This window comes from Cohnella hongkongensis, assembly GCF_042654645.1.
GTDB lineage: Bacteria > Bacillota > Bacilli > Paenibacillales > Paenibacillaceae > Cohnella > Cohnella hongkongensis.
Genome location: NZ_JBHSEP010000002.1, coordinates 98,894 through 122,120, shown reverse-complemented (window position 1 = coordinate 122,120; position 23,227 = coordinate 98,894). Strand labels below are relative to the sequence as shown.

The following is a 23,227-nucleotide window of genomic DNA, read 5'->3' as shown; positions in this document are numbered from 1 at the left end:
CCTTGCGAGACCGTCCCTTTTGGTCGTGCTTGCCTATTGGCGAGAGGAACGACATAATAAAAAGGATGCAATTAGGTAACGGGGGGCACGAGCATGAGCGTGGGGAATGAAAACGCCGTACAAGACGCGCAGGAGAGGATGATCCGGCAGATCGCCGGCGAGCTGGGACTTGGGCTTGGCCAGGTCAGGACGGTAGCCGCCTTGCTGGACGACGGGAATACGATTCCTTTTATCGCCAGATACCGCAAAGAAATGACCGGCGAGCTCGACGAGGTGCAGCTGCGCGCGATCGACGATCGGCGCACCTATTTGAAAGGGCTGGAGGACCGCAAGAGCGAGGTCGTCCGGCTGATCGAGGAGCAGGGCAAGCTGACTTCGGAGCTGCAAGCGGCTATCGAGAAGGCGGCGAAGCTTCAGGAGGTCGAGGATCTCTACCGTCCGTATCGGCAGAAGCGCAAGACGCGGGCGAGCGTGGCCAAGGAGCGCGGCCTGGAGCCGCTCGCCCAGTGGCTGCTCGCGCAGCCGAGGCAGGGCGACCTGCTCGCCGAAGCGGCGAAGTACATAGATGCGGACAAAGGCGTAGGCACTGCGGAGGAAGCGATTCAGGGTGCATCGGACATCGTGGCGGAAGGGCTGGCCGACGATGCCGGCATCCGGCGCTGGGTGCGCAAATTCACCTGGGAGCAGGGCGTTCTCGTCAGCAAGGCGAAGAACCCGGAAGCGGAGTCGGTCTACGAAATGTATTACCAATATACCGAGCCGGTCCGCCGACTGCCTCCGCATCGCGTGCTGGCCATAAACCGGGGAGAGCGCGAAGAGTTTCTGTCCGTCTCGATCGACGTGCCGGCCGACCGGATCGTCAGCGAGATCAACCGCAGAACGATTCGGGGCCCGTCAGCGGCAGGAGACGTTCTGGCCGCAGCCGCGGAGGACGCCTACAAGCGGCTGATCGCGCCTTCGATCGAGCGGGAGCTGCGGGGCGAATTGACGGAGAAGGCGGAGGAGCATGCCATCGGCATTTTCTCGGAAAATCTGCGCAACCTGCTGCTGCAGCCTCCCGTTAAAGGAAGAGTCGTGCTCGGCGTCGACCCGGCGTATCGGACCGGGTGCAAGCTGGCCGTCGTCGACGATACGGGCAAGCTGCTGGAGGTGGCGGTGACGTATCCGACGCCGCCGCACAACAAAAAAGCGGAAGCGGAGGCCGTGTTCCGCCGGCTGATCGACCAATACGGCATCGGGCTGATCGTCATCGGCAACGGCACCGGCTCCCGCGAGACGGAGCAGTTCGTCGCCGCGATCATTCGCGCGATGCCGGAGCGCGGGCTGCAGTATTTGATCGTGAACGAGGCCGGGGCGAGCGTCTATTCGGCTTCCAAGCTCGCTGCGGAGGAGTTCCCGGATCTGGACGTGTCGGAGCGCAGCGCCGTCTCCATTGCCCGGCGGCTGCAGGACCCGCTCGCTGAGCTGGTCAAGATCGAGCCGAAAGCGATCGGCGTCGGGCAGTACCAGCACGACGTTACGCAGAAGAGGCTGGACGAGAGCCTGGCCGGAGTCGTCGAATCGGCGGTGAACCATGTCGGCGTGGACGTCAACACCGCCTCTCCCTCGCTGCTGTCTTACGTATCGGGCATCAACGCGACGATGGCCCGCAACATCGTGAAGGTGCGCGAGGAGAAGGGCAAGTTTACGGACCGGTCGCAGATTCAGAAGGTGCCTCGGCTTGGCGCGAAAACGTTCGAGCAGTGCGCGGGTTTTCTGCGCATCTCGGACGGAGCGAATCCGCTGGACCGGACGCCGATTCATCCCGAGTCGTACGGCGTCGTCGGCAAGCTGTTCGACGATCTCGGCCTGGAGCGGACGGATATCGGCACGGAGAAGCTGAAGGCGAAGCTGGCGGATCTGCGTCTGGAGGACGCGGCCGCCCGGCTCGGCGTCGGCATTCCGACGCTGCGCGATATCGTGGACAGCCTGCAGCGTCCGGGGAGAGATCCTCGGGACGAGCTTCCGCCGCCGATCTTCCATACGGACGTGCTCGATATCGAGGATCTGAAGCCGGGCATGGAGCTAAAGGGGACGGTGCGCAACGTCGTCGACTTCGGCGCTTTCGTCGACATCGGCATCAAGAACGACGGACTTGTGCACATCTCCCAAATCAGCAACAAATTCGTCAAGCATCCGACCGAAGCGGTCGCCGTCGGAGATACGGTCACCGTATGGGTGCTCGGCGTCGATCTGAAGAAGGGGCGCGTCAGCTTGACGATGCGTCAGCCTTAAGCCAAAGGACCGGCCGGACGGCCGGTTCCGTGATTCAGAAAGGATAAAATTCGCTATCCTTCTCTGAATCACCTCCGACAAAAACGCGATTCTGCGTCTAGAGGACGCCGAAGGCGTTTTTGCTTGATTTAGGGGGACGGCTTGAATTTGCCTCTTGCCCGGAAGCGAGCATTCCGGTACAATTCAAGCAATTGGAGGCGATTGCATGAATCCGGAGAAGTGCGTCGGATCCTACCATCCCAAGTGGTTCGGGCTGGCGCTGCAGGCGCTTGTCGTTCTGTCGCGAGACGGCATCGGCACCTGTCCGAGCGCGGAGCTCGCCAAGATGCTGCAGTCGGAGGCGACGTTGTTAAGACGCATTCTGTCTCTTCTGGCGAAGGGCGGCATTCTGGAAACCCGGGAAGGCCGGGACGGCGGGTATCGACTGAGAAGAGAGCCGAATTCGATCACGCTGGCCGAGGTATTCTCGGTTCTTCAGGTTACCGATCCTCTATGCTCGGGCATTCGGGAGACCGCGGGCAATCATGCCTTCGGCCAGGAGATGAACGCGGTATTCCGCGAGGTGACGGGCGAGATGGACCGTGCCATATTGCAGGTGCTGGAGGGCTATACGATCGGACAGATCGCCGGCCGGGCCGGCTGCTTCGTAAGTGTGGGCGACAGATAAAACGGGAATAAGTCGGGGCACCCTGCGGGGATGCCCCTTTTTTGGCTTCAGAAAGGATCAAATTCGCAATCCCTATCTGAAATCGTCTCCGACATAAACGTTATCCCGCCGTTCCCAAGGACGGCGTAAGCCGTTATGCTTGGTGCTTCAGAAAGGATCAAATTCGCTATCCTAATCTGAATCCCCTCCGACAAAAACGCGATGCTGCGTCTGGAGGACGCCGAAGGCGTTTTGGCTTGGTGATTCAGAAAGTATAAAATTCGTTATCCTTATCTGAATCACCTCCGACATAAACGTTATCCCGCCGATCCTAAGGACGGCGTAAGCCGTTTATGCTTGCGTGCGCGCAGGGCCGGCATTTACAATCTTGATCCGGCGTTTCCGGGGGCGCGTCGAACGGGCCTCAGTCGCGATCAGGCCGACGGGACGAAACGGAACCAGCGGATGGCGGCTCCTTCGCTCAGCGCGATCGTGACGGCGAAGCGTCCAGGGGGCGCCGGGACGGCGACCGATACTGTGCGCCAGCGCGGTCGGTCCGGCTCTTCCGCCGTCTCGCGCACACCCGTAACGTCCGCTTCGAAGAGGACCGTCCCGTCCGCTGCTTCCAGCCGCAGCCCGATGCGGGCTTCCGGACCGCCGGCGATGCGCGCCTCGAAGGCGGCTGCGCCGCGCGGAAAATCCGCGTCCGCATAATGCAGCCGAGCGCCGCCGGTTCGGGCGGTCACGGCGGTTCCGCCCTCCGCGCACTCTTCCAGGCCAGCGGCGGCGCAGTCGTCAAAGTTGACCGCAAGCGTGCGCCGGGTCAAGTCTCGCGGAGGCACGGCTTCTCCGACGACCTCGAGCGTCGTCTCCAGCCTGCGGTCGGCCGAGGAGGGACCGGCCGCCAGCGTCCATGCCGCGGACTCGACGCACCAGCGCTCCCTCGTCACGTCCCAGAACGCCAGCTCCGACGCCTCGATGCGGAAGGCGACGGTTACCGTCTCCCCTGCCGGAATTCGCACCCGCTTGAACGCCAGCAGCTGGCGGATCGGCCGCTTGACCCGAGACGAACGGGCCGAGCCGTAGAGCTGGACGACCTCGTCGCTGTCGCTCGTTCCTTCGTTGCGCACCTCGATTTCGACGCCGACCGATTCCCCTTCCCGCAAAACTGCCGACTCCAGACGCAGCCCGGCATAACGGAACGTCGTATACGTCAGCCCGTGCCCGAACGGGAATTCAGGCTCGCCCTCGAAGTAGCGGTAGGTGCGGCGTCCGCGGATCAGATCGTACTCCATGATGTCGGGGAGCTGTTCGGCCGATCCGTGCCAGGTCATGTTGAGCCGGCCGGCGGGAGAGACGGCGCCGAACAATACGTCGGCGATCGCGCGGCCCAGCTCCGGACCGGCATGGGAGGTATACAGAACGGCTTTCGCCAATCCGGCGATTTCGCCGAGGGCGAACGGGTAGCTTCCGACGAGGACGACAATCGTGTTCGGATTGGCCTCGGCCGTCGCGCGGATCAGCTTGCGCTGCGCCTCCGGCAGCTCCAGTCCGGGCCGGTCTACCGTTTCCTTGCCGTTAACGAGCGGGTGGTTGCCGACGAACACGACGGCGACTTCCGAGCCGAGGGCGGCGGCCCTCGCTGCCTGCAGTCCGTCCGACGCAAGCTCCGCATCGAACAGCGCCGGCCTTAGCGGCTGTCGGCCGGCCGGTCCGGGCTTCGGCGAGCCGTGCTCCTCCGGCGAGCCCAGCGTCGACCGCTCTTCCGCTTCGGTGCGGTCGACGGTCAACAGGCCGCCGCTGCCGACTCCGACAGGAGCGCCGTTCCACGTCCGCAGGCGCCAGCGTCGCCCGTCGGAAGGGTGGTCGATAAGGAACGCCTCCTTCGTGAACCAGCCGAATATCTCCTTCGAATCGGCGGTCAGATGAGTGTCGTCGGTCGTCAGATACCGCCCGGTGCCGGCGGCGACGAACGTATGGGCTCCCCAGCCCCAGTCCGTGGCGGCGAACGTCTCCGCCTGATCGGCCGGGCTGTCGGCGGCCAGCCTGCCGTCCTCGCGAATGCGCACGTAGCGGCCGCCTTCGGACAGCCGCACGCGGTCAATCCCCTCGGCGAACGCCACCGGCTCTGCCCTTCCGCCGCCGCCCAAGCGGGCGCGGATCTCCTGCAGCGGCGTGATCGCATACGGCAGCGTTCCGCTGTACCAGTCGCGGTAGACGATGTCGGCGAGCGGCCCGATGACGGCTATGCGGCCGATCGAGTCTGTCCGAAGCGGAAGCGCGCCCTCGTTTTTCAGCAGGACGATGTTTTTGCGTGCGGCCTCCAGCGACACGGCGCGATGCTCCGGCGCGAGAATGGCCGATTCGCCGATCGAGGCGTAAGGGTTGCGCTCCGGGGGATCGAACTCCCCGAGCCGCATTCTGACCCGGAATACGCGGCGAAGCGCGGCGTCAAGATCGCTCTCCTGCAGCAGCCCATCCTTCAGCGCGTCGCGAATCGCCTTCCGGACGACTTCGCTGTCGTCGGTGATGCTGTCGATGCCGCTGCGAATCGACGCCGCGACCGCCTGCTTGTAGTCGGGCATGTACCGGTGATCGTTGACCGTGCCGAGCACGTCCCCTGCGTCGCTGACGACGAAGCCGTCCATTCCCCATTCTTCCCGAACGATGCCGTTAATGTCCGGATTCAGGTTGGCCGGCACACCGTTTATCGAGTTGTAGGAGGTCATCATCGACTGGGCTCCGCCTTCGCGGAACGGGATTTCGAACGCTTTCAGATAGGACTCGCGCATATTGCGGGGATCGATGTCGACGGATCGCTCTCCCCGTCCGGCCTCGTTGTTGTTGCCGATAAAATGCTTCGGAGAGGCGACGGCTCGCAAATAAAAAGGGTGGTCTCCCTGTATGCCGCGTACGAGCGCCGCCGCCATTTTCCCGGCATGGACCGGGTCTTCGCCGTAGCCCTCGTCGGTGCGGCCCCAGCGCGGGTCGCGCAGCAGGTCGACCGTCGGCGCCCACAGCGTCAGCCCGTTCAGAGCGGGGTTGCGCGCGTAGAAGCCGCGAGCCTCGGTGCCGATCACGCGCCCGACTTCGCGGATCAGCTCCTCGTCCCAAGTGCAGGCCAGTCCGAACGGCTGAGGGAAGACGGTCGCCTCTCCGAGCCAGGCGATTCCGTGAGCAGCTTCCGTGCCATGCTTGTACGGCGGAATGCCCAGACGCGGAACGGCGTCCTGATACTGGCACATCAGGCCGATTTTCTCTTCCGTCGTCAGACGGCTTACGAGATCCTCGACGCGGGCGTCCAGCGGGAGATCGGGATGACGGAACGGTACGTCTAGCGAGAACATGGCAGCGCCTCCATGGGGGCAGGTCCCCCTACCTTTATCATTCGTTCATTCTAGCATTCCGGACCTACCCGCAATACCCGAAACATTCGACATAAAATCATATAAACATCTGGAAACCGCTTGCATTGAGAGGAAGGCTCGCCTATAACTAGTAATGAAAGGGGGAGCGGGGATGAGGCGGTACGCCAGAAGCTTTAACGACATGAAGCTGCGCAACAAGATGGTGTGGTCGTATATGCTGTTCTTCATTCTGCCCTTCATGATCGTGGGCCTCTTCGTCGTGCACGAGTTCCGGCAGACCGCCCTGACGCGGGCGACCGAACAGTCGGAAAGCACGGTGGAGCGCGTGAAAAGCCGGGTGCAGGAGGTTCTGTCCGTGCCGATGCTGCTCTCCAGCCAGCTTTCGCTGGATTCCGATCTGGAGGACGTCGCGACCACGCGCTATAAAGACGTATTTCAGGTGGTGGACGCCTACTGGGGCTATCAGAAGTTCAAGCTGTTTCTCGATTTCAATTCGGAGATTACCCGGGTAAAAGTCTATGTGGACAATCCGACGCTGATCGATAACTGGGAGTTCACGCCGCTCGACGCCAAGACGAGGCATTCGTTCTGGTATCAATCGGCGATCGGCCAGACCGGAAGGATCGGCTGGTACTATTTTCCGACCGACTCCCGCTCCTCGTCGAGCATGCTCAGCCTCGTTCGAAGCGTTTACTTTCAGGAAACAAAGACGGTCGGACTGCTGCAGATCGACGTCAATACGGAGGAGCTGGACAGCATTCTGCGACAGGAGGAGCCGGAGATGGCCATTGCCGACGAACGCGGAGTCGTCGTCGCTTCCAACCGCTCGGGCATGAAGGGAAGGCAGCTGCACGAGCTGGATTGGGGCGAGCAGATCGCCGCGCTGGAGCCGGGCCATTACGAGCTGGCTGCGGGCGGAACGAGCGCCAAGGTGATCGTCGATACGCTGCGGCCGGACAACAGCTATACCGGGCTCCAGATCGTCTCCGTGTTTCCCGTGGAAAGCATTATGAAGGAGGCGAACCGAATCAGCGCGATCGGGTTCCAGATCATTGTGGTCGTGTTCGTCGTCGCGCTGATTCTGATCTATTCGATCTGCACCGTGCTCTCCAACCGGCTGCTCAAGTTCAGCAAGCAGATCAACAAAGTCTCGATGGGCAACTTCAACACGGAGCTGACTGTGGACGGCAGCGACGAGATCGGCCAGATCAAGCGGCAGTTCAACCAAATGGTCGGCAGCATCCGCGAGCTGATGGACGAGGTTCGATCCTCGCACGAGTTGACCCGCAATCTGGAGCGCAAGCAGAACGAGATCAAGCTGAAGATGCTGGCCAGCCAGATCAATCCGCACTTTCTGTACAACGCCCTGGAGTCGATCCGGATGAAGGCGCACCTGAAGGGAGAGAAGGAAATCTCCCAGACGGTGAAGATGCTCGGCAGACTGATGCGGAAAAACCTGGAGCTGACGGGCAAGGAAATTCCTCTGTCCGAGGAGTTCGACATTTTGCGCTGTTATTTGGAAATTCAGAAATTCCGCCACGAGGATCGGCTCGACTACGAGCTCTATCTCGATCCGTCTGCGGAGAAGGCGCTCGTGCTGCCTCTGCTGATTCAGCCGCTTGTGGAAAATTCCGTCGTGCACGGACTGGAGAAAGACGTAGAGGGAGGCGTGGTCGTCGTCAGAGCGTACCGGGAAGGCGACAACCTGCGGGTGACCGTGGAGGACAACGGCGTCGGAATGTCCGACGAGAAGCGGGAGGCCGTGCTTCGATCGCTCACGAATCAGGAGACGGATCGGATTGGGCTGCACAACATTCAGCAGAGGCTGCTCATGACATACGGGGAAGGATTCGGTCTGGAGATCGAGAGCGAGGAGCACAAGGGGACGCGCGTCAGCTTCAGCATTCCAATGAAAGGGGCAACCGAGCATGTATCGAGTGATGATCGTAGATGACGAGCCGTTGATTCGGGAAGGGCTTCGGACGATTATCGATTGGGAGGCGCACGGCTTCCTAGTCGCGGACGCGGTTGCCGGCGCGGCGGAAGCGCTTCGCCGATTTCCCGAAGCGGAGCCGCGGCTGATGATCGTGGACATCCGCATGCCCGGCATGGACGGTCTGGAACTGCTCCGCGTCGTGCAGGAGCGGTTCCGGCCTTGCCCGCGTTTCCTCATTCTCAGCGGCCATGCCGACTTCGAATACGCTCGCACGGCGATGCAGTTGAAGGTGGACGGCTATCTGCTTAAGCCGATCGACGAAGAGGAGCTGGCCAAATACTTAAAGCACGTCCGGGAGACGCTGGACGCGGATCGGACGGAGACTTCGAAGGCAGAGGGCCGGGAGGACGCCATTGAGAAGCTGCTGTCCGGGGAAAGCGGCGTATCGCCCGAAGCTGTCGGTCTGAGCTGGTCTTCCTACGAAGTCGTGCTGATCAAGCTGCTCGGCCGCAACGAGCTCGACGCGGCGGTCGTCGCCCAGGCCAAGCGGCGGCTGGCCGAGCGGCTTGGCCGCGCGGGCGAGGGAACGGTATTCCCGGCGGAGCCGTATATCGGCGTTCTGCTCAAGGATTCGGCCGGCAGGCCGTCCGCCCTGAGCCGAATCCATCGCCTGATCGCCGGCGTATGCGAAGAGGCGGGAACGGACTTCGACGCGGCATCGGGAGGGGCGGTCGCGCATCCGACAGAGCTGCAGCGGTCGTTCCAGAAGGCTCGCGAGCTGATGAAGCTCCGGTTTCTGTTCGCCGGAGGCGAGGTGTACACGTCGGCCCCGGAGCTGCCGCGGGGCGCGGCAGAGGACGAAGCGAACGGAGCGGACGCGACCGAGCTGGAGGAGAAGCTCTTCCTTGCGCTCGACGCCGCCAATGCCGACGTCGCCGAAGCCGCGCTGCGCCGGCTCGGCGCGATCTGGCTCGCCGCGGGCGCTCCCGAGCAGGAGATCAAGACCGGCTTCGCCGCGCGGATGTCGGCCGCTCTGTCCAAGCTGTCGCTGTCCCGTCCGGAGCTACGCGAGTTCGTCCAATCGTTCGACTCCGAGCTGGTATCGCTTTATGCGGAATATCGGTACGGTCAGCTGATCGATCGGCTGGTTTCCGTCGTCGCCCGGGTGACCGGGAAGCTAAGCGTTGCGGGCGCCGGTCCGGACAAGCAGGTGCAGCGAATGATCGAGCTGATTCGCCGCAACAGCTCCGAGAACCTGAAGCTGGAGTCGCTGGCCGAGGTGCTGGGCTACAACAGCTCGTATCTCGGCAAGCTGTTCAAGAACGTGACGGGCGATCCGTTCAACACTTATCTCGACAAGGTTAGAATCGAGAAAGCGAAGGAACTGCTCCGCCAAGGCATGAAAGTGTACCAGGTCGCGGAGAAGGTCGGCTATGCGAACGTCGACTATTTTCATGCGAAATTTCGCAAATACGTAGGCATGTCCCCTATCGCCTATCGCAAGAACGCCTCCGACTCCCGCTGCGGTCCGGCGGAATGAGAGGCGATCGGGGCGAGGCCGACTCGCCGGTTGCTATCGGAACCGGAGAGCCGGCCTCTTTATGATTCAAAAGTATAAAATTCGCTAACCTGATCCGTACCGCCTCCGACATAAACGTGATCCCGCAGATGCTAAGGCCGGCGAATGCCGTTTGTGCTTGGCCGCTTGCCGTTTTCCCGACCTCTAATTTTCATATGATTATTCGACGAATCCGTCCTGTATCAGGAAGAATGCGTTTTCATTATGATGAATTTATACAGCAGGGAGGGGAACTCATGAAAGCGATGCCTGAAAATCGTCCGGACGTCCGAGCGCTCGGGCAGCCCCGCAAGGGCGGAGCGCTCCTTCGCGCGTTCCGGAACCGGTACTTGTACTTGATGTCGCTGCCCTTCGTCGCCTGGGCGTTCGTCTTTACGTACTTGCCTCTGTGGGGATGGCTGATGGCGTTCCAGAAGTACAATCCGAAGCTTTCGGTCTGGGAGCGGGATTGGGTCGGGTTCGACAATTTTCGGATGCTATTTCAGGACGAGACGTTCTACCTGGTTATGCGCAATACGCTTGCGATGAGCCTTATGTCGCTGGTTGCGGGATTCACGATTCCGATTCTGTTCGCGCTGCTTCTGAACGAAGTGAAGAATATGGCGTTCAAGAGAACGGCGCAGACGATCTCTTATTTGCCCCACTTCGTCTCCTGGGCGGTCGTCGCCGGCATCGTCTCGAAGATGCTGTCCACCGACAACGGCGCGGTCAACGACTTCCTGATGGGGATCGGCGTACTGAGCGAGCCCGTCCAGTGGCTGGGGAAGGGAGAATACTTCTGGGGCATCGTCACGCTGTCCGACGTCTGGAAGGAGACCGGCTGGAACGCGATTATCTACTTGGCGGCGATGGCCGGCATCGCGCCGGAGCTGTATGAGGCGGCCAAGGTCGACGGCGCGAGCCGGCTGCGGCAGATGTGGCATATTACGCTGCCCGGCATCCGACCGACGATTATTATTCTGATGATTTTGTCGATCGGCAACTTGATCAACATCGGGTTCGAGAAGCAATTTCTGCTCGGGAACAATCTCGTCGTCGATTACTCGAAGGTGCTCGATCTGTACGCATTGGAATACGGCATCAAGATCAACCGGATTTCTTTCGCGACGGCGATCAATATGTTTAACTCGGTCGTCGCAGTCTTTCTGCTGTTCTCGGCGAACGGGCTATTCAAGAGATTTACGAAAGAAAGCGTATTTTAGGAGGGGTACCGCATGTCGGCTCGCACTATTCGCAGAGGCGCCCCCTGGTCCGACCGGGCCGTCGACGTTCTCATCTACGCGATTCTGATCGTCACGTCCATCGTTACGCTGTATCCTTTCCTCAACGTGCTGGCCATCTCGCTGAACGATTCCACGGACAGCGTGCGCGGCGGGATTACGATCTTCCCGCGCTCGTTCACGCTGGAAAACTATAAAGCGATCTTCACGTACGACACGCTGTCGACCGGCTTCCGCAATTCGCTGCTGCGCACCGTCGTGGGCACCGTTCTGGGGCTGATCAGCGCCTCGATGATTGCGTATACGCTGGCGAGGCGGGATTTTCAGGGTCGCAGATTCGTGTCCGCCTATCTGGCCGTTACGATGTACGTCACCGCCGGGCTGATCCCGTTCTACATCCTGATCAAGGATCTGAACATGATGAACACGTTCGCCGTGTACGTTCTCCCCGGCATCGTCAGCGCGTTTAACGTATTCGTCGTCCGCTCCTTTATGGACGGCATTCCGTACGAGGTGCAGGAATCGGCGAAAATGGACGGCGCCAACGACTTTACGATCTATTGGCGAATTATCCTTCCGATGACGAAGCCGGCTCTGGCGACGATCGGCCTGTTCCTGGCGGTTGCCCAATGGAACGCCTGGTTCGACACTTATCTGTACAACGGCTCGAGCGAGCACTTGACGACTCTGCAGTACGAGCTAGTCAAAGTGCTCCAGAGCACGACGAACAATTCAGGAGACTATCGGTCGCAGCAGATACAGCAAAACATGACGACCGTCTCCCCGGACTCCGTGAAGATGGCGATTACGATCTTCGTCTCGGTGCCGATCCTGCTCGTCTATCCGTTCCTGCAGCGATACTTCGTCAAAGGCTTGACGCTCGGCTCGGTCAAAGGCTGATCGCCTGGGGCGACTCCTTACCCGAAGCCGGGATGGCAACCGGTATCAGCGGGCTTGCCCGTTATACGCATATATCAGTCGTACATTATGGAGGAGGGTATAACATGGCAACAAAGAGAAAATGGCCGAGTCTGGCGCTTAGCGCCGCGCTGATTGCCGGCCTGCTGGCCGCCTGCGGCAACAACGACAGCGGCTCGTCCAGCCCAAGCGCGTCCCCAAGCGCGTCGAGTTCGAGCACGACGACCGCTTCGCCGTCTCAGGAAGCGCTCGAGCCCCTTACGCTAACCTACTATAGCGAGGACGTCAATCCGAACTGGGCGAACATGCAGGACGACATCGGCAAGGCGCTTACGGAGAAGACGGGAATTACGCTGAATGCGGAGTTCGCCGTCGGCGACGCCGTGCAGAAGTCCGCGCTCATCGCCTCCAGCGGCGACTATCCCGATCTCATCAGCGCCAAGACGAGCATCAGCAAATTCGTCGACGCGGGAGCCGTCCTCGATCTGACCGATCTGATCGAGCAGCATGCGCCGAACCTTAAGAAGCTGTTCGAAGGCCAGATGAACCGCTTGAAATACAGCGAAGCGGATCAGGCGATCTATGTCATTCCGTCTTATGACGGCATCAATCAACAATATTTTGAAGCCGGCGGAGGTTTTCAGCTGCAGCACCGCGTCGTCAAGGAGCTCGGGTATCCGAAGATCCGTACGGTTAAGGATTTTGAAAACGCCATCAAAGCCTATCTGGAAAAATACCCGAAGGACGAGAATGGCAATCCGAATATTGGCCTGTCGCTGATCGCCGAAGACTGGCGGATGTATATCGGCGTCACGAACCCGGCGTTCGCGGTTACCGGCGGCTCCGACGATGGAGAATATTACGTGGATATCGATACGCACGAGGTGACGTACCATTTCCGTCGGCCGGTCGAGAAGGAGTACTTCCGCTGGTTGAACCATATGAATGCCGAAGGGCTGCTCGACAGAGAGTCTTTCGTGCAGAAATACGACCAATACAAGGCGAAGATCGCAACAGGGCGCGTGCTCGGCCTGATCGATCAGAAATGGAGCTTCGACGACGGTCAAAAAGCGCTGAAGGCCGAAGGCAAGTTCGACCAGGCGTACGGCCATTATCCGGTCACGCTAACGGAGGAGTATAAGCATACGGCGTTCTGGCCGACGGGCTTCACGGGGGGCTCTGGCGTCGCGATCTCGGTCGACAACCCGGATCCGGTTCGTACGATCAAGTTTCTGGATTACCTCGCCTCCGACGAAGGCCAAGTGCTCGTAAACTGGGGCATCGAAGGCAAGCACTACAACGTCGAGAACGGCAAACGCGTCATTCCGGACGAGGTCAACGACCGCAAGGTGAACGACGCGATCAACTTCCAGAAAGAGTCTGGAATCGGCAACTATGTTCTGCTCAGCGCCCACTACGGCGACGGCGTTCAAGATCCGTCGGGGAACTACTATACGACAAGATTCCCGGAGCAGCTGATCAACGACTACAGCGATGTGGAGAAGGAAGTTCTTGCCGCCTACGGAGCCACGATCTGGAAGGACCTGTTCCCGAAGGAGGAAGAGTTCAAAATAAAGCCGTGGGGCGCGCTCTGGAATATTCCGATTCCGAGCGAGAGCGATCTCGTCGTCCTGGAGGAAAAGCTCAAGAACATTACGTGGAAACGGATTCCCGAAGCGATTCTGGCCAAACCGGATCAGTTCGACGCGCTATGGGACAAATATATGAAGGAAATCGAAGCCGCAGGCGTGGAGAAGGCCGAACAGCTGCGCCAGGAGCTTCTCAACGAACGACTGGCCTTGTGGGGCTCCTGATCCGATTGCCCCATACGCCTTACTCTCGCGTATATACGCCTCGCAAGGTTGCAGCCGGCATCAACCGCGCATCCGAATGCGCGATATCTCGCGTCTACACGCCTCGCACCGGTCGCCGCGACCGGGCTGCGGGGCGTTTTTCTATGCGGATCTACGGAAGACCGGAAGGCGAGGCCGAGGGATATTGACAACAAATAGAAAGAGGAATATACTGTGCATGAAATGAAACAGTTAGGAAGACGAACAAAGGCGAGTCGAATAGGAGCGCAGTTATTTTCAAAAGCTACAGCATGACATAGGAGAACGTTTTGAATTTATAACTGTGCTGTTATTCGCACAATTAATCGTTTTTTGAAATGGAGGAATAGCCATGTCAACCACGCAAGCGGTGCAAACCTCTTCGCCAAGCTATACCGATGTCGTCCGGGGTCGTCGTTCGGTGCGGCAATACGATCCGTCGTTCAAGATTTCCAGAGAAGAGCTGACTGAGCTGTTCGAAGAAGCGCTTCGGGCTCCGTCCTCTTCCAATCTCCAGCCTTGGCGGTTTCTCGTCATCGACTCGCAGGAGCTGAAGGAGAAGCTTCTGCCGATCGCGAACAACCAGCAGCAGGTCAAGGACGCTTCCGCCGTCATCGCGGTGCTCGGAGACGTGGAGAGCTACAAGCTGGCCGATACGATCTACAATCGCGCCTACGAAGCCGGATATATGCCGGAGGCGACGAAGGACGCGTTTATCGCCAAAACCACGAGAGTGTACAGCAGCCTGCCGCCGGAAACCGCCCGCAAAATCGTCTACATCGACGGCGGGCTTGTGTCCATGCAGCTGATGCTGTCGGCCAAGGCGAGAGGCTACGACACGGTTCCTATGGGCGGGTACGATGCGGAGAAGTTCGTGGAAGCGTTCGGAATCGGGGAACGCTACGTGCCGATTATGCTGATCGCCATCGGCAAAGCCGCGCAGGAAGGCCACCCGTCCGTTCGGCTTGCGGCGGACGAAGTCGTCAGATACAACGTTTTCGATTTCTAATGAAAAACCAAAAAGGATCTCTCCGTTGCGGCCGGAAAGCGGCTGCGGAGGATCCTTTTTTTCTGCGCGTTCAAGGGGTGGAGCCTGCGGAATCTTTCGCTTCCTTGGTTTTGTCGGGTTTGCCCCGGTAATAAAACCAGCAGTCGTTCAGCAGGCGAATCTGCCTGCGGTCTTTCTTGTGAAACGCGGACATCAGCTGGTTGCAAAGCCATTGAGGCATCGAAATCGTCCTCCTCCCATCTCATGCTGTATTCCTAGCATATGGGATTGGGCGGATGACCGTGCAGGTCCGAACCGGATTTACGCGTCAGAGCAACTCTTCTTCCTCGTACCACTGCTCCAATTGAGCTTGCAGAGCGCGAATCTCGGTCAGAAGCGCGATCAGCGGATAGGAGTCCTCGCGGATGGAGGCGAACGTCCGCTCCAATTCGTTCACGTAATGCAGGCCGCCGATCGGCGCCCGCTTCTCGTCCAGCAGCTCCAGGGAGCGGAATTCGGCGATCGCTTTCGGCAGCTTCGGCACGTTGTCGGCCGTCAGCTTGCTCAGTTCTTTATGAAGACGAAGATTCAAGGCGCTTAATTGATAAGCGTGGGATGCCGGCATCTCGACGAAATCGAGGCTGCCATGCTCGTGCTGCAGCAGAACGTATGACATATCAGGCATGTAACGCGGTCTCCCCTCGGCCATTTCTACTTGACAGTGTAGCCCAACTCAGGGCTACAATTCAAGTAGGTCGAGCCTGTCGGCGAAGGTCCGACGGCAGGCCGGGGAGGGATAAACGCAGGATGAACGATCAAGAGCTGCAGAGATGGGTCGAACGGGTGTCGCTGGCCTATTTCGACCGGCCGTTCCGGCATAAGGCAACTTTTAACTCGCGGCTGCGCGCCACTGGCGGCCGTTATTTTACGAAAAGCCACGATATCGAAATCAGTCCGCATCAGCTTGAAGCGTTCGGCGTCGAGGAGACGGAAGCGATTATTAAGCACGAGCTTTGCCATTATCATTTGCATTTGCAGCGCAAAGGATTCCAGCATCGCGATGCGGACTTCAAAGAGCTGCTGGCCAAGGTGGGCGCCACACGGCACTGCCGGCCTCTGCCCGGAGCGGCTAGGCGTCAGCTTCCGGTCAAATATTGGCTGCTGTGCCGCGACTGCGGCATGAGCTATCCCCGAAAGCGCCGCACGGACCCACGGAAATACGTCTGCGGAAGGTGCAAGGGGAAGCTCAAGCTGCTGGAGGCCGCTCCCGCGCCGGACGAGCGGCGCTCGGCAGACTAGCAGGCCGAAGGCTTCGGTTCGTGATTCAGAAAGGATCAAATTCGCTATCCTTCCTTGAATCCCCTCCGATATAAACGTTATCCCGCTGGCCCCAAGGACGGCGTAAGCCGTTTAGGCTTGGGCGGCTCCGGGAGCGGCGTTAACCCTCGTCTGGCCGCGCACGAACAGCGCGATGCCCGCCAGAGCGAGCGCCATCATGAGGGAGCCGGCGCCGAGGCTGGGCACGATATGGTCGGCGAAGTCCTGCGGCGTGCGGATAGCCGGTCCGGCCCGGAAGATCAGCCCGCCGATCGCGATGCCGAATACGCCTCCGAGCTCTCTGGTGGCGTTCCCGACGCCGCTGGCTTCGCCTGCGGCATCCTCCGGCGCCGAAGAGATCAGGCCGTGGGACAGCGGCGTAAAGCTAAGCCCCATCCCGGTGCCGGCAAGCATCATCGGGCCCAGCATCTCGAGAAACGGGAATTCGAAGCCCCTTGCCCGGATCAGCAGAGCGAACCAGGCCAGTGCGGCAGTCTGGAGCAGCAGCCCTGCGAGAAGCACGTTACGGTTGCCGAGACGGGCGATCGCGATGCCGGCCAGCGGCGCTGCGATCATCGTCATCGTCGTCCACGCCATCTCCCGAACGCCCGCCTGAAGCGGCGTAAAGCCCTGTGCCTGCTGCAGGAACAAGGTAAGCAGGAAGATCGCCCCGAACACGCCCGCATTCATCCAGAAGCCTGCGAACGTATAGAAGAAGTAGGCGCGGCTGCGGAACAGCTCGAAGCGAACGAACGGATTACGCCGTGTCCTCTCCCAGAAATAGAACAGAACGAGCAGCAGCGCGCCGACCGCCAGAGAACCGAGGACGACCGGCGATCCCCAGCCCTCGGAGTTCCCCCGTTCCATTCCGAAGATTAAGCCGAACAGCCCGGCCACGAGCAGCAGCACGCCCGCTGGATCGAGCGGCTTGCGGACGCCCTTTGACTCGCTGAGCCATTTTAAGCCGAATAAGAAGGCGAGCACGCCGATCGGAACGTTAACGAAGAATATCGTCTGCCAGGGAGCGCCCTCCATGATCAGGCCTCCGACAAGCGGTCCGACGCTGAGGCCCAGTCCGGATATGCCGGACCACAGCCCGATGGCCGCCGGCCTGTACCGGGGCGGGAAGGCGGTGTTGACGAGCGTCAAGCTCAGCGGGACGATGGCGGCTCCGCCGATTCCCTGCAGCGCCCGGGACAGAATAAGCGCAAGCGACGACTCGCTCAATCCGCACAGCAGCGACCCGAGCGAGAATACGACGACACCGGCCAGAAACACCTTTTTCCTACCGATCGATTCGCCCAGCACGCTGAAGGGAATAAGCAGCACGGCAAAAGCCAGCGTATAAGCGTTCATGAACCATTCGAGATCGGACAGGGAGGCGTTCAAGTCCTGCTGAATGGAGGGCAAGGCGACGCCGATAACGAGATTGTCGAGCATGGCCATGAACAGAGCAATGCAGGTGACGATTAACAAACGGACTCTAGAGGCGGTAAACATGAAATGGGATCCTCTCCTTTTTATTTATTGATAAATAAATGAACGGCGAAAGAAAAACCCCGATTATTCGGAGTCGCACCACGGAGCGAGCTTCGGAAGCTCCAACACTTCGGCAAGCGTTCCGATCAGCCCGCAGGCGATAAATTGACTGGCCTGCCACTGCGGATCGGCAGCGCGGACTGCGGTGAAGCGATCCACCAGGCGATCGTAGATCAGCGAATACTTCTCCTTCGTAAACTGTCGGACGGCCGGCTCCGGCGTTGTGAAGCTTTGCATGAGAAGCAGCATTTCATTGCGGTGCGTTCGAAGCAGCAGATCGAATTGCTTGCCCATCTCCTCGCTGAGCCGGTCGGCCGGGGCGCTAACGGAGAAAAACTGGGACATCATCCGGTCGAACGCTTTCTCCAGTACGGCGAGGTAGAGCTGTTCTTTCGATTTGAAGAAATGAAATACGTAAGGCTGGGTGACGCCTACCGCTTCCGCGACATGCGCGGTCGTTGTTTTGTAATAGCCCTGGGAAGCGAACAAGGCTGCTGCGCTGATCAGGATCTGCTCTTTACGGCTGGCGGCGACTTCCTCATGTGGGCTCAACGGATCATCGTCTCCTTTTTGCTCGTATTTATTAATCAATAAATATCATGAAAAAGGGCGTGAAGTCAACTTTTTTCGAAGAAAGGAGCCCTCCGTCCTCAACAACCCGAGGCGTCTGCAGAAGGCACAAAAAAATTCTCTGAAGAACTTGACTTAATGCCAGGGTCATGATAAATTATTAATTGTCGCTTTTGAACTTTCCCTGATAGCTCAGTTGGTAGAGCACTCGGCTGTTAACCGAGTTGTCACAGGTTCGAGTCCTGTTCGGGGAGCCATGGGGAGATACCCAAGTGGCTATAAGGGGCTCCTCTGCTAAGGGAGTAGACGTGTCATGCGTGCGAGGGTTCGAATCCCTCTCTCCCCGCCACCATGGAATTCATAAGACGACTTGGGAAGAGTCTGCAGGCTGGCGCTTGCAGGCTCTTTTTGAATATTTCGGCAGGTGGTCGGCCCCTGTCATCCGCATGACCTTGTGCATACGGAGACAGACGACCCTATTTTGTCGAACCCCCCTGATTTGGCAGTCGATCCGGACGGTCGATCCGGACGGTCGATCCGTTATCTCCATTCGTAGGGGGCGAAGTGGCCATCAGCGGAGCAGATAACGGATTCTGTGTCCGTACGGTCTGGGCGATGGGGCAAAGATGGATAGGGGTCATGGGTCTATAGAACAACTGTGCGGCAACGAGCAGTCGCCACGAAATAGACGGAACTGCGGCGGAAAGCGGGGGGATGGCGGTTTGCGCGAACAGATAAGACGCCGGCATAACGCTATCTGCGCTCGAATCTGAATAAAGCCGGGACATAAGACGGTGGCATCGCGTTATTTTTCCGAAAATGGTGCCTGGTCAACCGTTCTAGAGCAAATAAGACGATGCCGCTTCCTTATCCAGTCACGGAAGGGTGAACTTGGGTGGAATAAGACGGTGGCATCGCGTTATTTTTCCGAAAATGGTGCCTGGTCAACCGTTCTAGAGCAAATAAGACGATGCCGCTTCCTTATCCAGTCACGGAAGGGTGAACTTGGGTGGAATAAGACGATGACATCGCGTTATTTTTCCGAAAATGGTGCCTGGTCAACCGTTCTAGAGCAAATAAGACGATGCCGCTTCCTTATCCAGTCACGGTAGGGTGAACTTGGGTGGAATAAGACGATGGCATCGCGTTATTTTTCCGAAAATGGTGCCTGGTCAACCGTTCTAGAGCAAATAAGACGATGCCGCTTCCTTATCCAGCCACGGAAGGGTGAACTTGAGTGGAATAAGACGATGGCATTGCGTTAAGGTGGCGGATGAAACATGAGCAGCGTTGCGAAAAAAAGCGGTCCAAAAGTTGAATAAAAAATGTGCGAATGTCTGTAAAAAGTGCTTGCCATCATTCATCGGTTCAGATATAATCATATTTGTCGTCTGAAACGGGTATCATGGAAACACGGTGAAAAATGGCCGAAGATGGCCCCTTGGTCAAGTGGTTAAGACACCTCCCTTTCACGGAGGTAACAGGGGTTCGAATCCCCTAGGGGTCACCACGAGAGCCATTAGCTCAGTTGGTAGAGCACCTGACTTTTAATCAGGGTGTCGTAGGTTCGAGTCCTACATGGCTCACCAGTTTCTCGGACGACATCCTCACCATATGCGGTCGTGGCGGAATGGCAGACGCACCAGCTTGAGGGGCTGGCGGTAGCAATACCGTGGAGGTTCGAGTCCTCTCGACCGCACCATACTTCAGAAGATGAAATCCCTTGTGTGGCGGGGGATTTTTTTGTTTTCATTAAAGCGGGATGGATTCGATTGGTGGGGAATGTTCGTTCGTGTTTTAGCTCGCGCATATAGATCGGCGGTCGTAGAATATTGGGGTGGCGCAGACGAGTCTGAATAGTCTTCAAGTCTGTTTCATTCTCGAGCGGCAGCGTCGCCGTCGTGTGGCGTAGATCGTGCAGACGAATATGTTTCATTCCATGACGCGCAAGGAACGGAAGGAGGACGAACCGATGACAGCAGCAGAGCAAAAGGCATTTGCCGCACTGGAGAATCAGGTGAAGGAATTGACGAGCGCCGTCACCGCGCTCACAATGGCCGTTAAGGATGTATCGAAACAGATCGATGCGCCGAAATGGTTTGTGACGGAGTTCGGCAGCGCCGATGTAGGCGGTCTGATTAATACGCCGCAGATGACCTTTGAGGGATGGCATTCTACGACGATCGGGCTGAGGACACAAGGTCTCGTAAAGGAAAGGAATGAAAAAATCCCCGCTCAGCCTGTTGGCCGGGCGGGGCGAATCTTATCTGAAAGATGTATGCTTCACTTTCCATTTCTCCAACGCGATGAAGAGCCAGAAAGAATAAATACCGATTGTAACAATGCATAGCAGCCACCATTTTATCCAGTTCCCGAATAGGCCGATCGCAGTTCCGTCAAACTTCAGCCTCCGGCCTTCGATAACCGTATGCTCGATCTTCCAACGGTAAATCATAGTAAAACTCCATGGATAGCAAATGCCAAGAGTGCAAACTGTGACAAGGATGCCAAGGATTTTCCATCCTATGTACTGCAACAATCCTCCATCAAAAAACGATTGTACTTCCACTCTGTGGACTGGTTCATTCGTTCCTGCAGCTACATTGACAGAAGCTGTACTCATGAAAATAACTCCTCGAAATAGTCCCCATCGGCTAGGGTATTTGCTAGGACTTCCAGACGACATCATTTTACACGAAAAGTCCTAGTTTGGCGATATGTGGAAGTAAAGCGATAAGCCCGGGGCTTAAGTTCCCGGGCTTTTTTTGTCTACTATCATTCTAAATGATCTATCGCGTACTGCGCTTCCTCTTTGGTAAATTTTTCCCCGTATTCTGAGATCAACTGATCGTAAATGGCTGAATTTGACATGTCCATAGAATCTGCGTAGGACTTAGCCTTTTTTAACGCGTTCTCATTCCAATCAAATTCAATGTTATCAATAGCGTATTGCGCTTCCTCTTTGGTAAACTTCTCCCCGTGTTCTGAAACCAGTTGATCGTAAATAGCAGCTTTTGACATGCTCATAGATTCCGCATAGGCTTTGGCCTTTTCTAATGCATTCTCATTCCAATCAAATTCGATGTTATCAATAGCATATTGAGCGGCTTCTTCAGGGAAATTTTCCCCATATTCCGATGTCAATTGGTCATAAATAGCAGCTTTTGACATGTTCATAGAATCCGCATAGGTTTTAGCCTTGTTGGATGCCGCCGTATATTCTCTTGGCACACTCTTCTCCGAAGCAGCCGGCGTCGCCGACTCTTTAGCCACTTCCGAAGAAGTTGGCTTTTCATTTGTGGTCGCTTCTGCGCTCGGAGATTCAGATGCGGGGGTGCCAGAAGGTGGAGAAGAAGCAGGAGACGTATCTTTGGGCGCGGTGGTCGGTTTTTCTGCGGGATTCAAAATCCCAATAATGATGAAAAATGCGATAACAGCGACTACCCAGAACCACCAACGTTTGTATACAGGCTTATTGATCTTGCTCATAATGACTCCCTTTGTTTATTCCCCGTCGGCTGGGGTATTGGCTAGGTCATCCGGTCGACACTATTTTACACCATAAGCCATCAGATGGCGATATGTGGAAGATCCAGATGGGAAATTCCACAAACTCCTGGCTCTGCAGCATCTCTGCTCGTACCCGTTTCTAATCCTTGACCGAGACCTCAACCCCCGCCTTAAAGTAACAAATTCCATCATCCAGTCAAGATGAAAAGAGCATCTCCGGAGCGATCTGATCGCTCTGGGAGATGCTCTTGTTTACCGTGCGCAATAGTCCTGTCAGTTACAGCTTAATGTGCCTGTTGCAGCTTCACTAAAACTGCGTTTCAAGGTTTTGAGACAGTAAAGAGAGAATAGGAAATAAGTTTATCCAGCGCGAAGTTGGCGGCTCCTAGGGCGCCGCCCCTTTCATTATAAGAAGAAGCATGCACCTCCGTTTTATTCGAAAGCGGACGGATGGCACGTTGCTGCATGACCCTTGCGGCAGTCTCGACGAAGAGCCGGCTGCTCGAAGGGACGGCCCCGCCGAGTATGATGGCATCGGGGTTATAGAGATTGACGATGTTCGCCATGCCGATTCCCAAATAGGTCGCAGCCTTGCGGATGGCGGACGCGGCGATGGCATCCCCCTCTTCCGCCGCCTTGCAAATGTCCGGCGCTTTGAGAAGCTGGATATCGAATCCGGGATCGGAAAATATCGAATCGGTGTTCCCCATGCGGATCAATCTCCGCGCTTCCTGCTCAATGGCGGGCTCTGCGGAATACAGCTGCAAGCAGCCCGTATTGCCGCATGGACAAGGCAGTCCATCCGGTTCCATGGTCATATGACCGACTTCGCCGGCACCGCCTACGGATCCCGAGAACAACTGGCCGTTCATGAACACGCCGGCGGCGATTCCCGTGCCGATCCCGATATACACCATATTTTGATAGTTTCCCTTCATGCCGTATCGGCATTCCGATAAGCCCCGTGCTCGGTGTCGATTAAGCACGACGGTCGGCCAGCCGATCTCGCCGCTCATGATCGATCCGATATCGACATTGTTCCATCCCAAATCGGAGGCGCTTAGAATCGTTCCGCGTTCGGAGTCGACAAGCCCCGGGGTGCCCAATCCGAGGAACGGAAGCGGGTCGACGTCGAGACGATTCACGAAATCGGGAAATTCTCGCGCCAGTTGCTTGGCCGCGGCTTCCGGAGACGATTCGCTGACCGGAATATTAGCCGTCTTCAGCGTATTCCCCGTCAGATCGAATGCGCCAAGCGTCCAAGCGTTTCGATGCAGGTCGGCACCCAAAATGGCGCGTGTATGAGAGACAAGCTCCAAAGACGTCGCCGGCCGGCCTACGGTAAATTCACGATTAGGGATTTCGCGGACAAGGCCGGCATCAATCAATTCGGAGATGGAAATCGATACGGTTGCACGGCTTAGTCCCGTGGTCTGCGTCAGCGCGATTCGCGAAATGGATCCGTATATTCGCAGCACTTGCAGAATGGCGGCCTTGCTCCCTTTTTGATCCGAAAGTTTCATGCCCATA

General features: G+C 58.0%; 18 protein-coding genes and 5 tRNA genes. 15 read left to right on the top strand and 8 right to left on the bottom strand.

Going from position 1 to position 23,227, the window contains the following annotated elements; translation table 11 throughout:
- The first annotated feature begins 93 nt into the window (after positions 1-93).
- Together ACFO3S_RS03895 and ACFO3S_RS03890 are read left to right on the top strand one after the other, a co-directional pair.
- On the top strand, positions 94-2,274 hold the full coding sequence (locus ACFO3S_RS03895) for a Tex family protein (protein WP_378092479.1): 2,181 nt from the start codon (positions 94-96) through the stop codon (positions 2,272-2,274).
- Between the two features lie 205 nt (positions 2,275-2,479).
- Positions 2,480-2,941 carry an RrF2 family transcriptional regulator gene (locus ACFO3S_RS03890; RefSeq protein WP_378092477.1) on the top strand — a complete coding sequence of 154 codons (462 nt, stop codon included), beginning with the start codon at positions 2,480-2,482 and terminating at the stop codon, positions 2,939-2,941.
- Between the two features lie 413 nt (positions 2,942-3,354).
- Here ACFO3S_RS03890 and ACFO3S_RS03885 read toward each other — a convergent pair whose 3' ends face one another.
- Entirely contained in the window at positions 3,355-6,267 is a 2,913-nt protein-coding gene (locus ACFO3S_RS03885; protein WP_378092475.1) for a glycoside hydrolase family 3 C-terminal domain-containing protein, read from the bottom strand.
- Between the two features lie 172 nt (positions 6,268-6,439).
- On the opposite strand from ACFO3S_RS03885, the gene ACFO3S_RS03880 reads away from it, so the two are divergent.
- From ACFO3S_RS03880 to ACFO3S_RS03855, 6 genes are all read left to right on the top strand, one after another.
- Positions 6,440-8,242, top strand: a complete 1,803-nt coding sequence (locus ACFO3S_RS03880) for a sensor histidine kinase (RefSeq protein ID WP_378092472.1) — start codon at positions 6,440-6,442, stop codon at positions 8,240-8,242.
- Positions 8,217-9,764 (top strand): response regulator, encoded by a 1,548-nt coding sequence (locus tag ACFO3S_RS03875; protein WP_378092470.1) that lies wholly within the window; start codon positions 8,217-8,219, stop codon positions 9,762-9,764. The genes ACFO3S_RS03880 and ACFO3S_RS03875 overlap by 26 nt, the downstream gene beginning before the upstream one ends.
- A gap of 275 nt (positions 9,765-10,039) precedes the next feature.
- Complete coding sequence (locus ACFO3S_RS03870; protein WP_378092467.1) at positions 10,040-11,005, top strand: ABC transporter permease; 966 nt, start codon at positions 10,040-10,042, stop codon at positions 11,003-11,005.
- A gap of 12 nt (positions 11,006-11,017) precedes the next feature.
- The gene (locus ACFO3S_RS03865; RefSeq protein WP_378092464.1) at positions 11,018-11,923 is read left to right on the top strand and encodes a carbohydrate ABC transporter permease; all 906 of its coding nucleotides are present in this window, start codon (positions 11,018-11,020) and stop codon (positions 11,921-11,923) included.
- 104 nt (positions 11,924-12,027) lie between these two features.
- Positions 12,028-13,755: an ABC transporter substrate-binding protein gene (locus ACFO3S_RS03860; RefSeq protein ID WP_378092462.1), complete on the top strand. Its 1,728-nt coding sequence runs from the start codon at positions 12,028-12,030 to the stop codon at positions 13,753-13,755.
- A gap of 370 nt (positions 13,756-14,125) precedes the next feature.
- Entirely contained in the window at positions 14,126-14,782 is a 657-nt protein-coding gene (locus ACFO3S_RS03855) for a nitroreductase family protein (protein ID WP_378092460.1), read from the top strand.
- A 70-nt stretch (positions 14,783-14,852) separates the two neighbouring features.
- On the opposite strand, the gene cmpA is transcribed toward ACFO3S_RS03855, so the two are convergent.
- Together cmpA and ACFO3S_RS03845 are read right to left on the bottom strand one after the other, a co-directional pair.
- Positions 14,853-15,002, bottom strand: a complete 150-nt coding sequence (gene cmpA / locus ACFO3S_RS03850) for a cortex morphogenetic protein CmpA (RefSeq protein ID WP_378092457.1) — start codon at positions 15,000-15,002, stop codon at positions 14,853-14,855.
- A gap of 87 nt (positions 15,003-15,089) precedes the next feature.
- Positions 15,090-15,446, bottom strand: a complete 357-nt coding sequence (locus ACFO3S_RS03845; protein WP_378092455.1) for a hydrolase/acyltransferase — start codon at positions 15,444-15,446, stop codon at positions 15,090-15,092.
- 122 nt (positions 15,447-15,568) lie between these two features.
- Here ACFO3S_RS03845 and ACFO3S_RS03840 point away from each other — a divergent pair, with 122 nt between their 5' ends.
- Positions 15,569-16,060, top strand: coding sequence for a SprT family protein (locus ACFO3S_RS03840; protein ID WP_378092453.1), 492 nt, complete (start codon positions 15,569-15,571; stop codon positions 16,058-16,060).
- A 111-nt stretch (positions 16,061-16,171) separates the two neighbouring features.
- Here ACFO3S_RS03840 and ACFO3S_RS03835 read toward each other — a convergent pair whose 3' ends face one another.
- Both ACFO3S_RS03835 and ACFO3S_RS03830 read right to left on the bottom strand, forming a co-directional pair.
- Positions 16,172-17,578, bottom strand: coding sequence for an MFS transporter (locus ACFO3S_RS03835; RefSeq protein WP_378092450.1), 1,407 nt, complete (start codon positions 17,576-17,578; stop codon positions 16,172-16,174).
- 63 nt (positions 17,579-17,641) lie between these two features.
- Positions 17,642-18,169: a TetR/AcrR family transcriptional regulator gene (locus tag ACFO3S_RS03830; RefSeq protein ID WP_378092447.1), complete on the bottom strand. Its 528-nt coding sequence runs from the start codon at positions 18,167-18,169 to the stop codon at positions 17,642-17,644.
- 199 nt (positions 18,170-18,368) lie between these two features.
- On the opposite strand from ACFO3S_RS03830, the gene ACFO3S_RS03825 reads away from it, so the two are divergent.
- The 6 genes from ACFO3S_RS03825 (at position 18,369) to ACFO3S_RS03800 (ending at position 20,537) form a co-directional block, all read left to right on the top strand.
- Positions 18,369-18,444 (top strand) — tRNA-Asn (locus tag ACFO3S_RS03825).
- Between the two features lies 1 nt (position 18,445).
- Positions 18,446-18,536: transfer RNA gene (locus tag ACFO3S_RS03820), tRNA-Ser, on the top strand.
- A gap of 1,086 nt (positions 18,537-19,622) precedes the next feature.
- Positions 19,623-19,697, top strand: a tRNA-Glu gene (locus ACFO3S_RS03815).
- Positions 19,698-19,700: 3 nt separating this feature from the next.
- Positions 19,701-19,776 (top strand) — tRNA-Lys (locus ACFO3S_RS03810).
- A gap of 27 nt (positions 19,777-19,803) precedes the next feature.
- Positions 19,804-19,889 (top strand) — tRNA-Leu (locus tag ACFO3S_RS03805).
- A 270-nt stretch (positions 19,890-20,159) separates the two neighbouring features.
- Positions 20,160-20,537, top strand: coding sequence for a hypothetical protein (locus ACFO3S_RS03800; protein ID WP_378093182.1), 378 nt, complete (start codon positions 20,160-20,162; stop codon positions 20,535-20,537).
- On the opposite strand, the gene ACFO3S_RS03795 is transcribed toward ACFO3S_RS03800, so the two are convergent.
- The 3 genes from ACFO3S_RS03795 to ACFO3S_RS03785 all read right to left on the bottom strand — a co-directional run bounded on the left by ACFO3S_RS03795 (position 20,451) and on the right by ACFO3S_RS03785 (position 23,226).
- On the bottom strand, positions 20,451-20,810 hold the full coding sequence (locus tag ACFO3S_RS03795; protein WP_378092445.1) for a YjgN family protein: 360 nt from the start codon (positions 20,808-20,810) through the stop codon (positions 20,451-20,453). The two genes, ACFO3S_RS03800 and ACFO3S_RS03795, sit on opposite strands and share 87 nt — an antisense overlap.
- A gap of 152 nt (positions 20,811-20,962) precedes the next feature.
- The gene (locus ACFO3S_RS03790) at positions 20,963-21,676 is read right to left on the bottom strand and encodes an Ltp family lipoprotein (protein ID WP_378092443.1); all 714 of its coding nucleotides are present in this window, start codon (positions 21,674-21,676) and stop codon (positions 20,963-20,965) included.
- A gap of 341 nt (positions 21,677-22,017) precedes the next feature.
- A complete protein-coding gene (locus ACFO3S_RS03785; RefSeq protein ID WP_378092440.1) occupies positions 22,018-23,226 on the bottom strand; it encodes an ROK family transcriptional regulator in 1,209 nt (402 codons plus the stop codon).
- Position 23,227: the final 1 nt, after the last annotated feature.

Bases quoted from the DNA above. Each gene is read 5' to 3' on its own strand.
- ACFO3S_RS03895 (WP_378092479.1), top strand. From the start codon at position 94: ATGAGCGTGGGGAATGAAAACGCCGTACAAGACGCGCAGGAGAGGATG.
- ACFO3S_RS03885 (WP_378092475.1), bottom strand. From the start codon at position 6,267: ATGTTCTCGCTAGACGTACCGTTCCGTCATCCCGATCTCCCGCTGGAC.
- ACFO3S_RS03855 (WP_378092460.1), top strand. From the start codon at position 14,126: ATGTCAACCACGCAAGCGGTGCAAACCTCTTCGCCAAGCTATACCGAT.
- ACFO3S_RS03890 (WP_378092477.1), top strand. From the start codon at position 2,480: ATGAATCCGGAGAAGTGCGTCGGATCCTACCATCCCAAGTGGTTCGGG.
- ACFO3S_RS03795 (WP_378092445.1), bottom strand. From the start codon at position 20,810: ATGAGTACAGCTTCTGTCAATGTAGCTGCAGGAACGAATGAACCAGTC.
- ACFO3S_RS03785 (WP_378092440.1), bottom strand. From the start codon at position 23,226: ATGGGCATGAAACTTTCGGATCAAAAAGGGAGCAAGGCCGCCATTCTG.
- ACFO3S_RS03880 (WP_378092472.1), top strand. From the start codon at position 6,440: ATGAGGCGGTACGCCAGAAGCTTTAACGACATGAAGCTGCGCAACAAG.
- ACFO3S_RS03875 (WP_378092470.1), top strand. From the start codon at position 8,217: ATGTATCGAGTGATGATCGTAGATGACGAGCCGTTGATTCGGGAAGGG.
- ACFO3S_RS03845 (WP_378092455.1), bottom strand. From the start codon at position 15,446: ATGCCTGATATGTCATACGTTCTGCTGCAGCACGAGCATGGCAGCCTC.
- ACFO3S_RS03790 (WP_378092443.1), bottom strand. From the start codon at position 21,676: ATGAGCAAGATCAATAAGCCTGTATACAAACGTTGGTGGTTCTGGGTA.
- ACFO3S_RS03865 (WP_378092464.1), top strand. From the start codon at position 11,018: ATGTCGGCTCGCACTATTCGCAGAGGCGCCCCCTGGTCCGACCGGGCC.
- ACFO3S_RS03800 (WP_378093182.1), top strand. From the start codon at position 20,160: ATGACAGCAGCAGAGCAAAAGGCATTTGCCGCACTGGAGAATCAGGTG.
- cmpA (WP_378092457.1), bottom strand. From the start codon at position 15,002: ATGCCTCAATGGCTTTGCAACCAGCTGATGTCCGCGTTTCACAAGAAA.
- ACFO3S_RS03870 (WP_378092467.1), top strand. From the start codon at position 10,040: ATGAAAGCGATGCCTGAAAATCGTCCGGACGTCCGAGCGCTCGGGCAG.
- ACFO3S_RS03835 (WP_378092450.1), bottom strand. From the start codon at position 17,578: ATGTTTACCGCCTCTAGAGTCCGTTTGTTAATCGTCACCTGCATTGCT.
- ACFO3S_RS03860 (WP_378092462.1), top strand. From the start codon at position 12,028: ATGGCAACAAAGAGAAAATGGCCGAGTCTGGCGCTTAGCGCCGCGCTG.
- ACFO3S_RS03840 (WP_378092453.1), top strand. From the start codon at position 15,569: ATGAACGATCAAGAGCTGCAGAGATGGGTCGAACGGGTGTCGCTGGCC.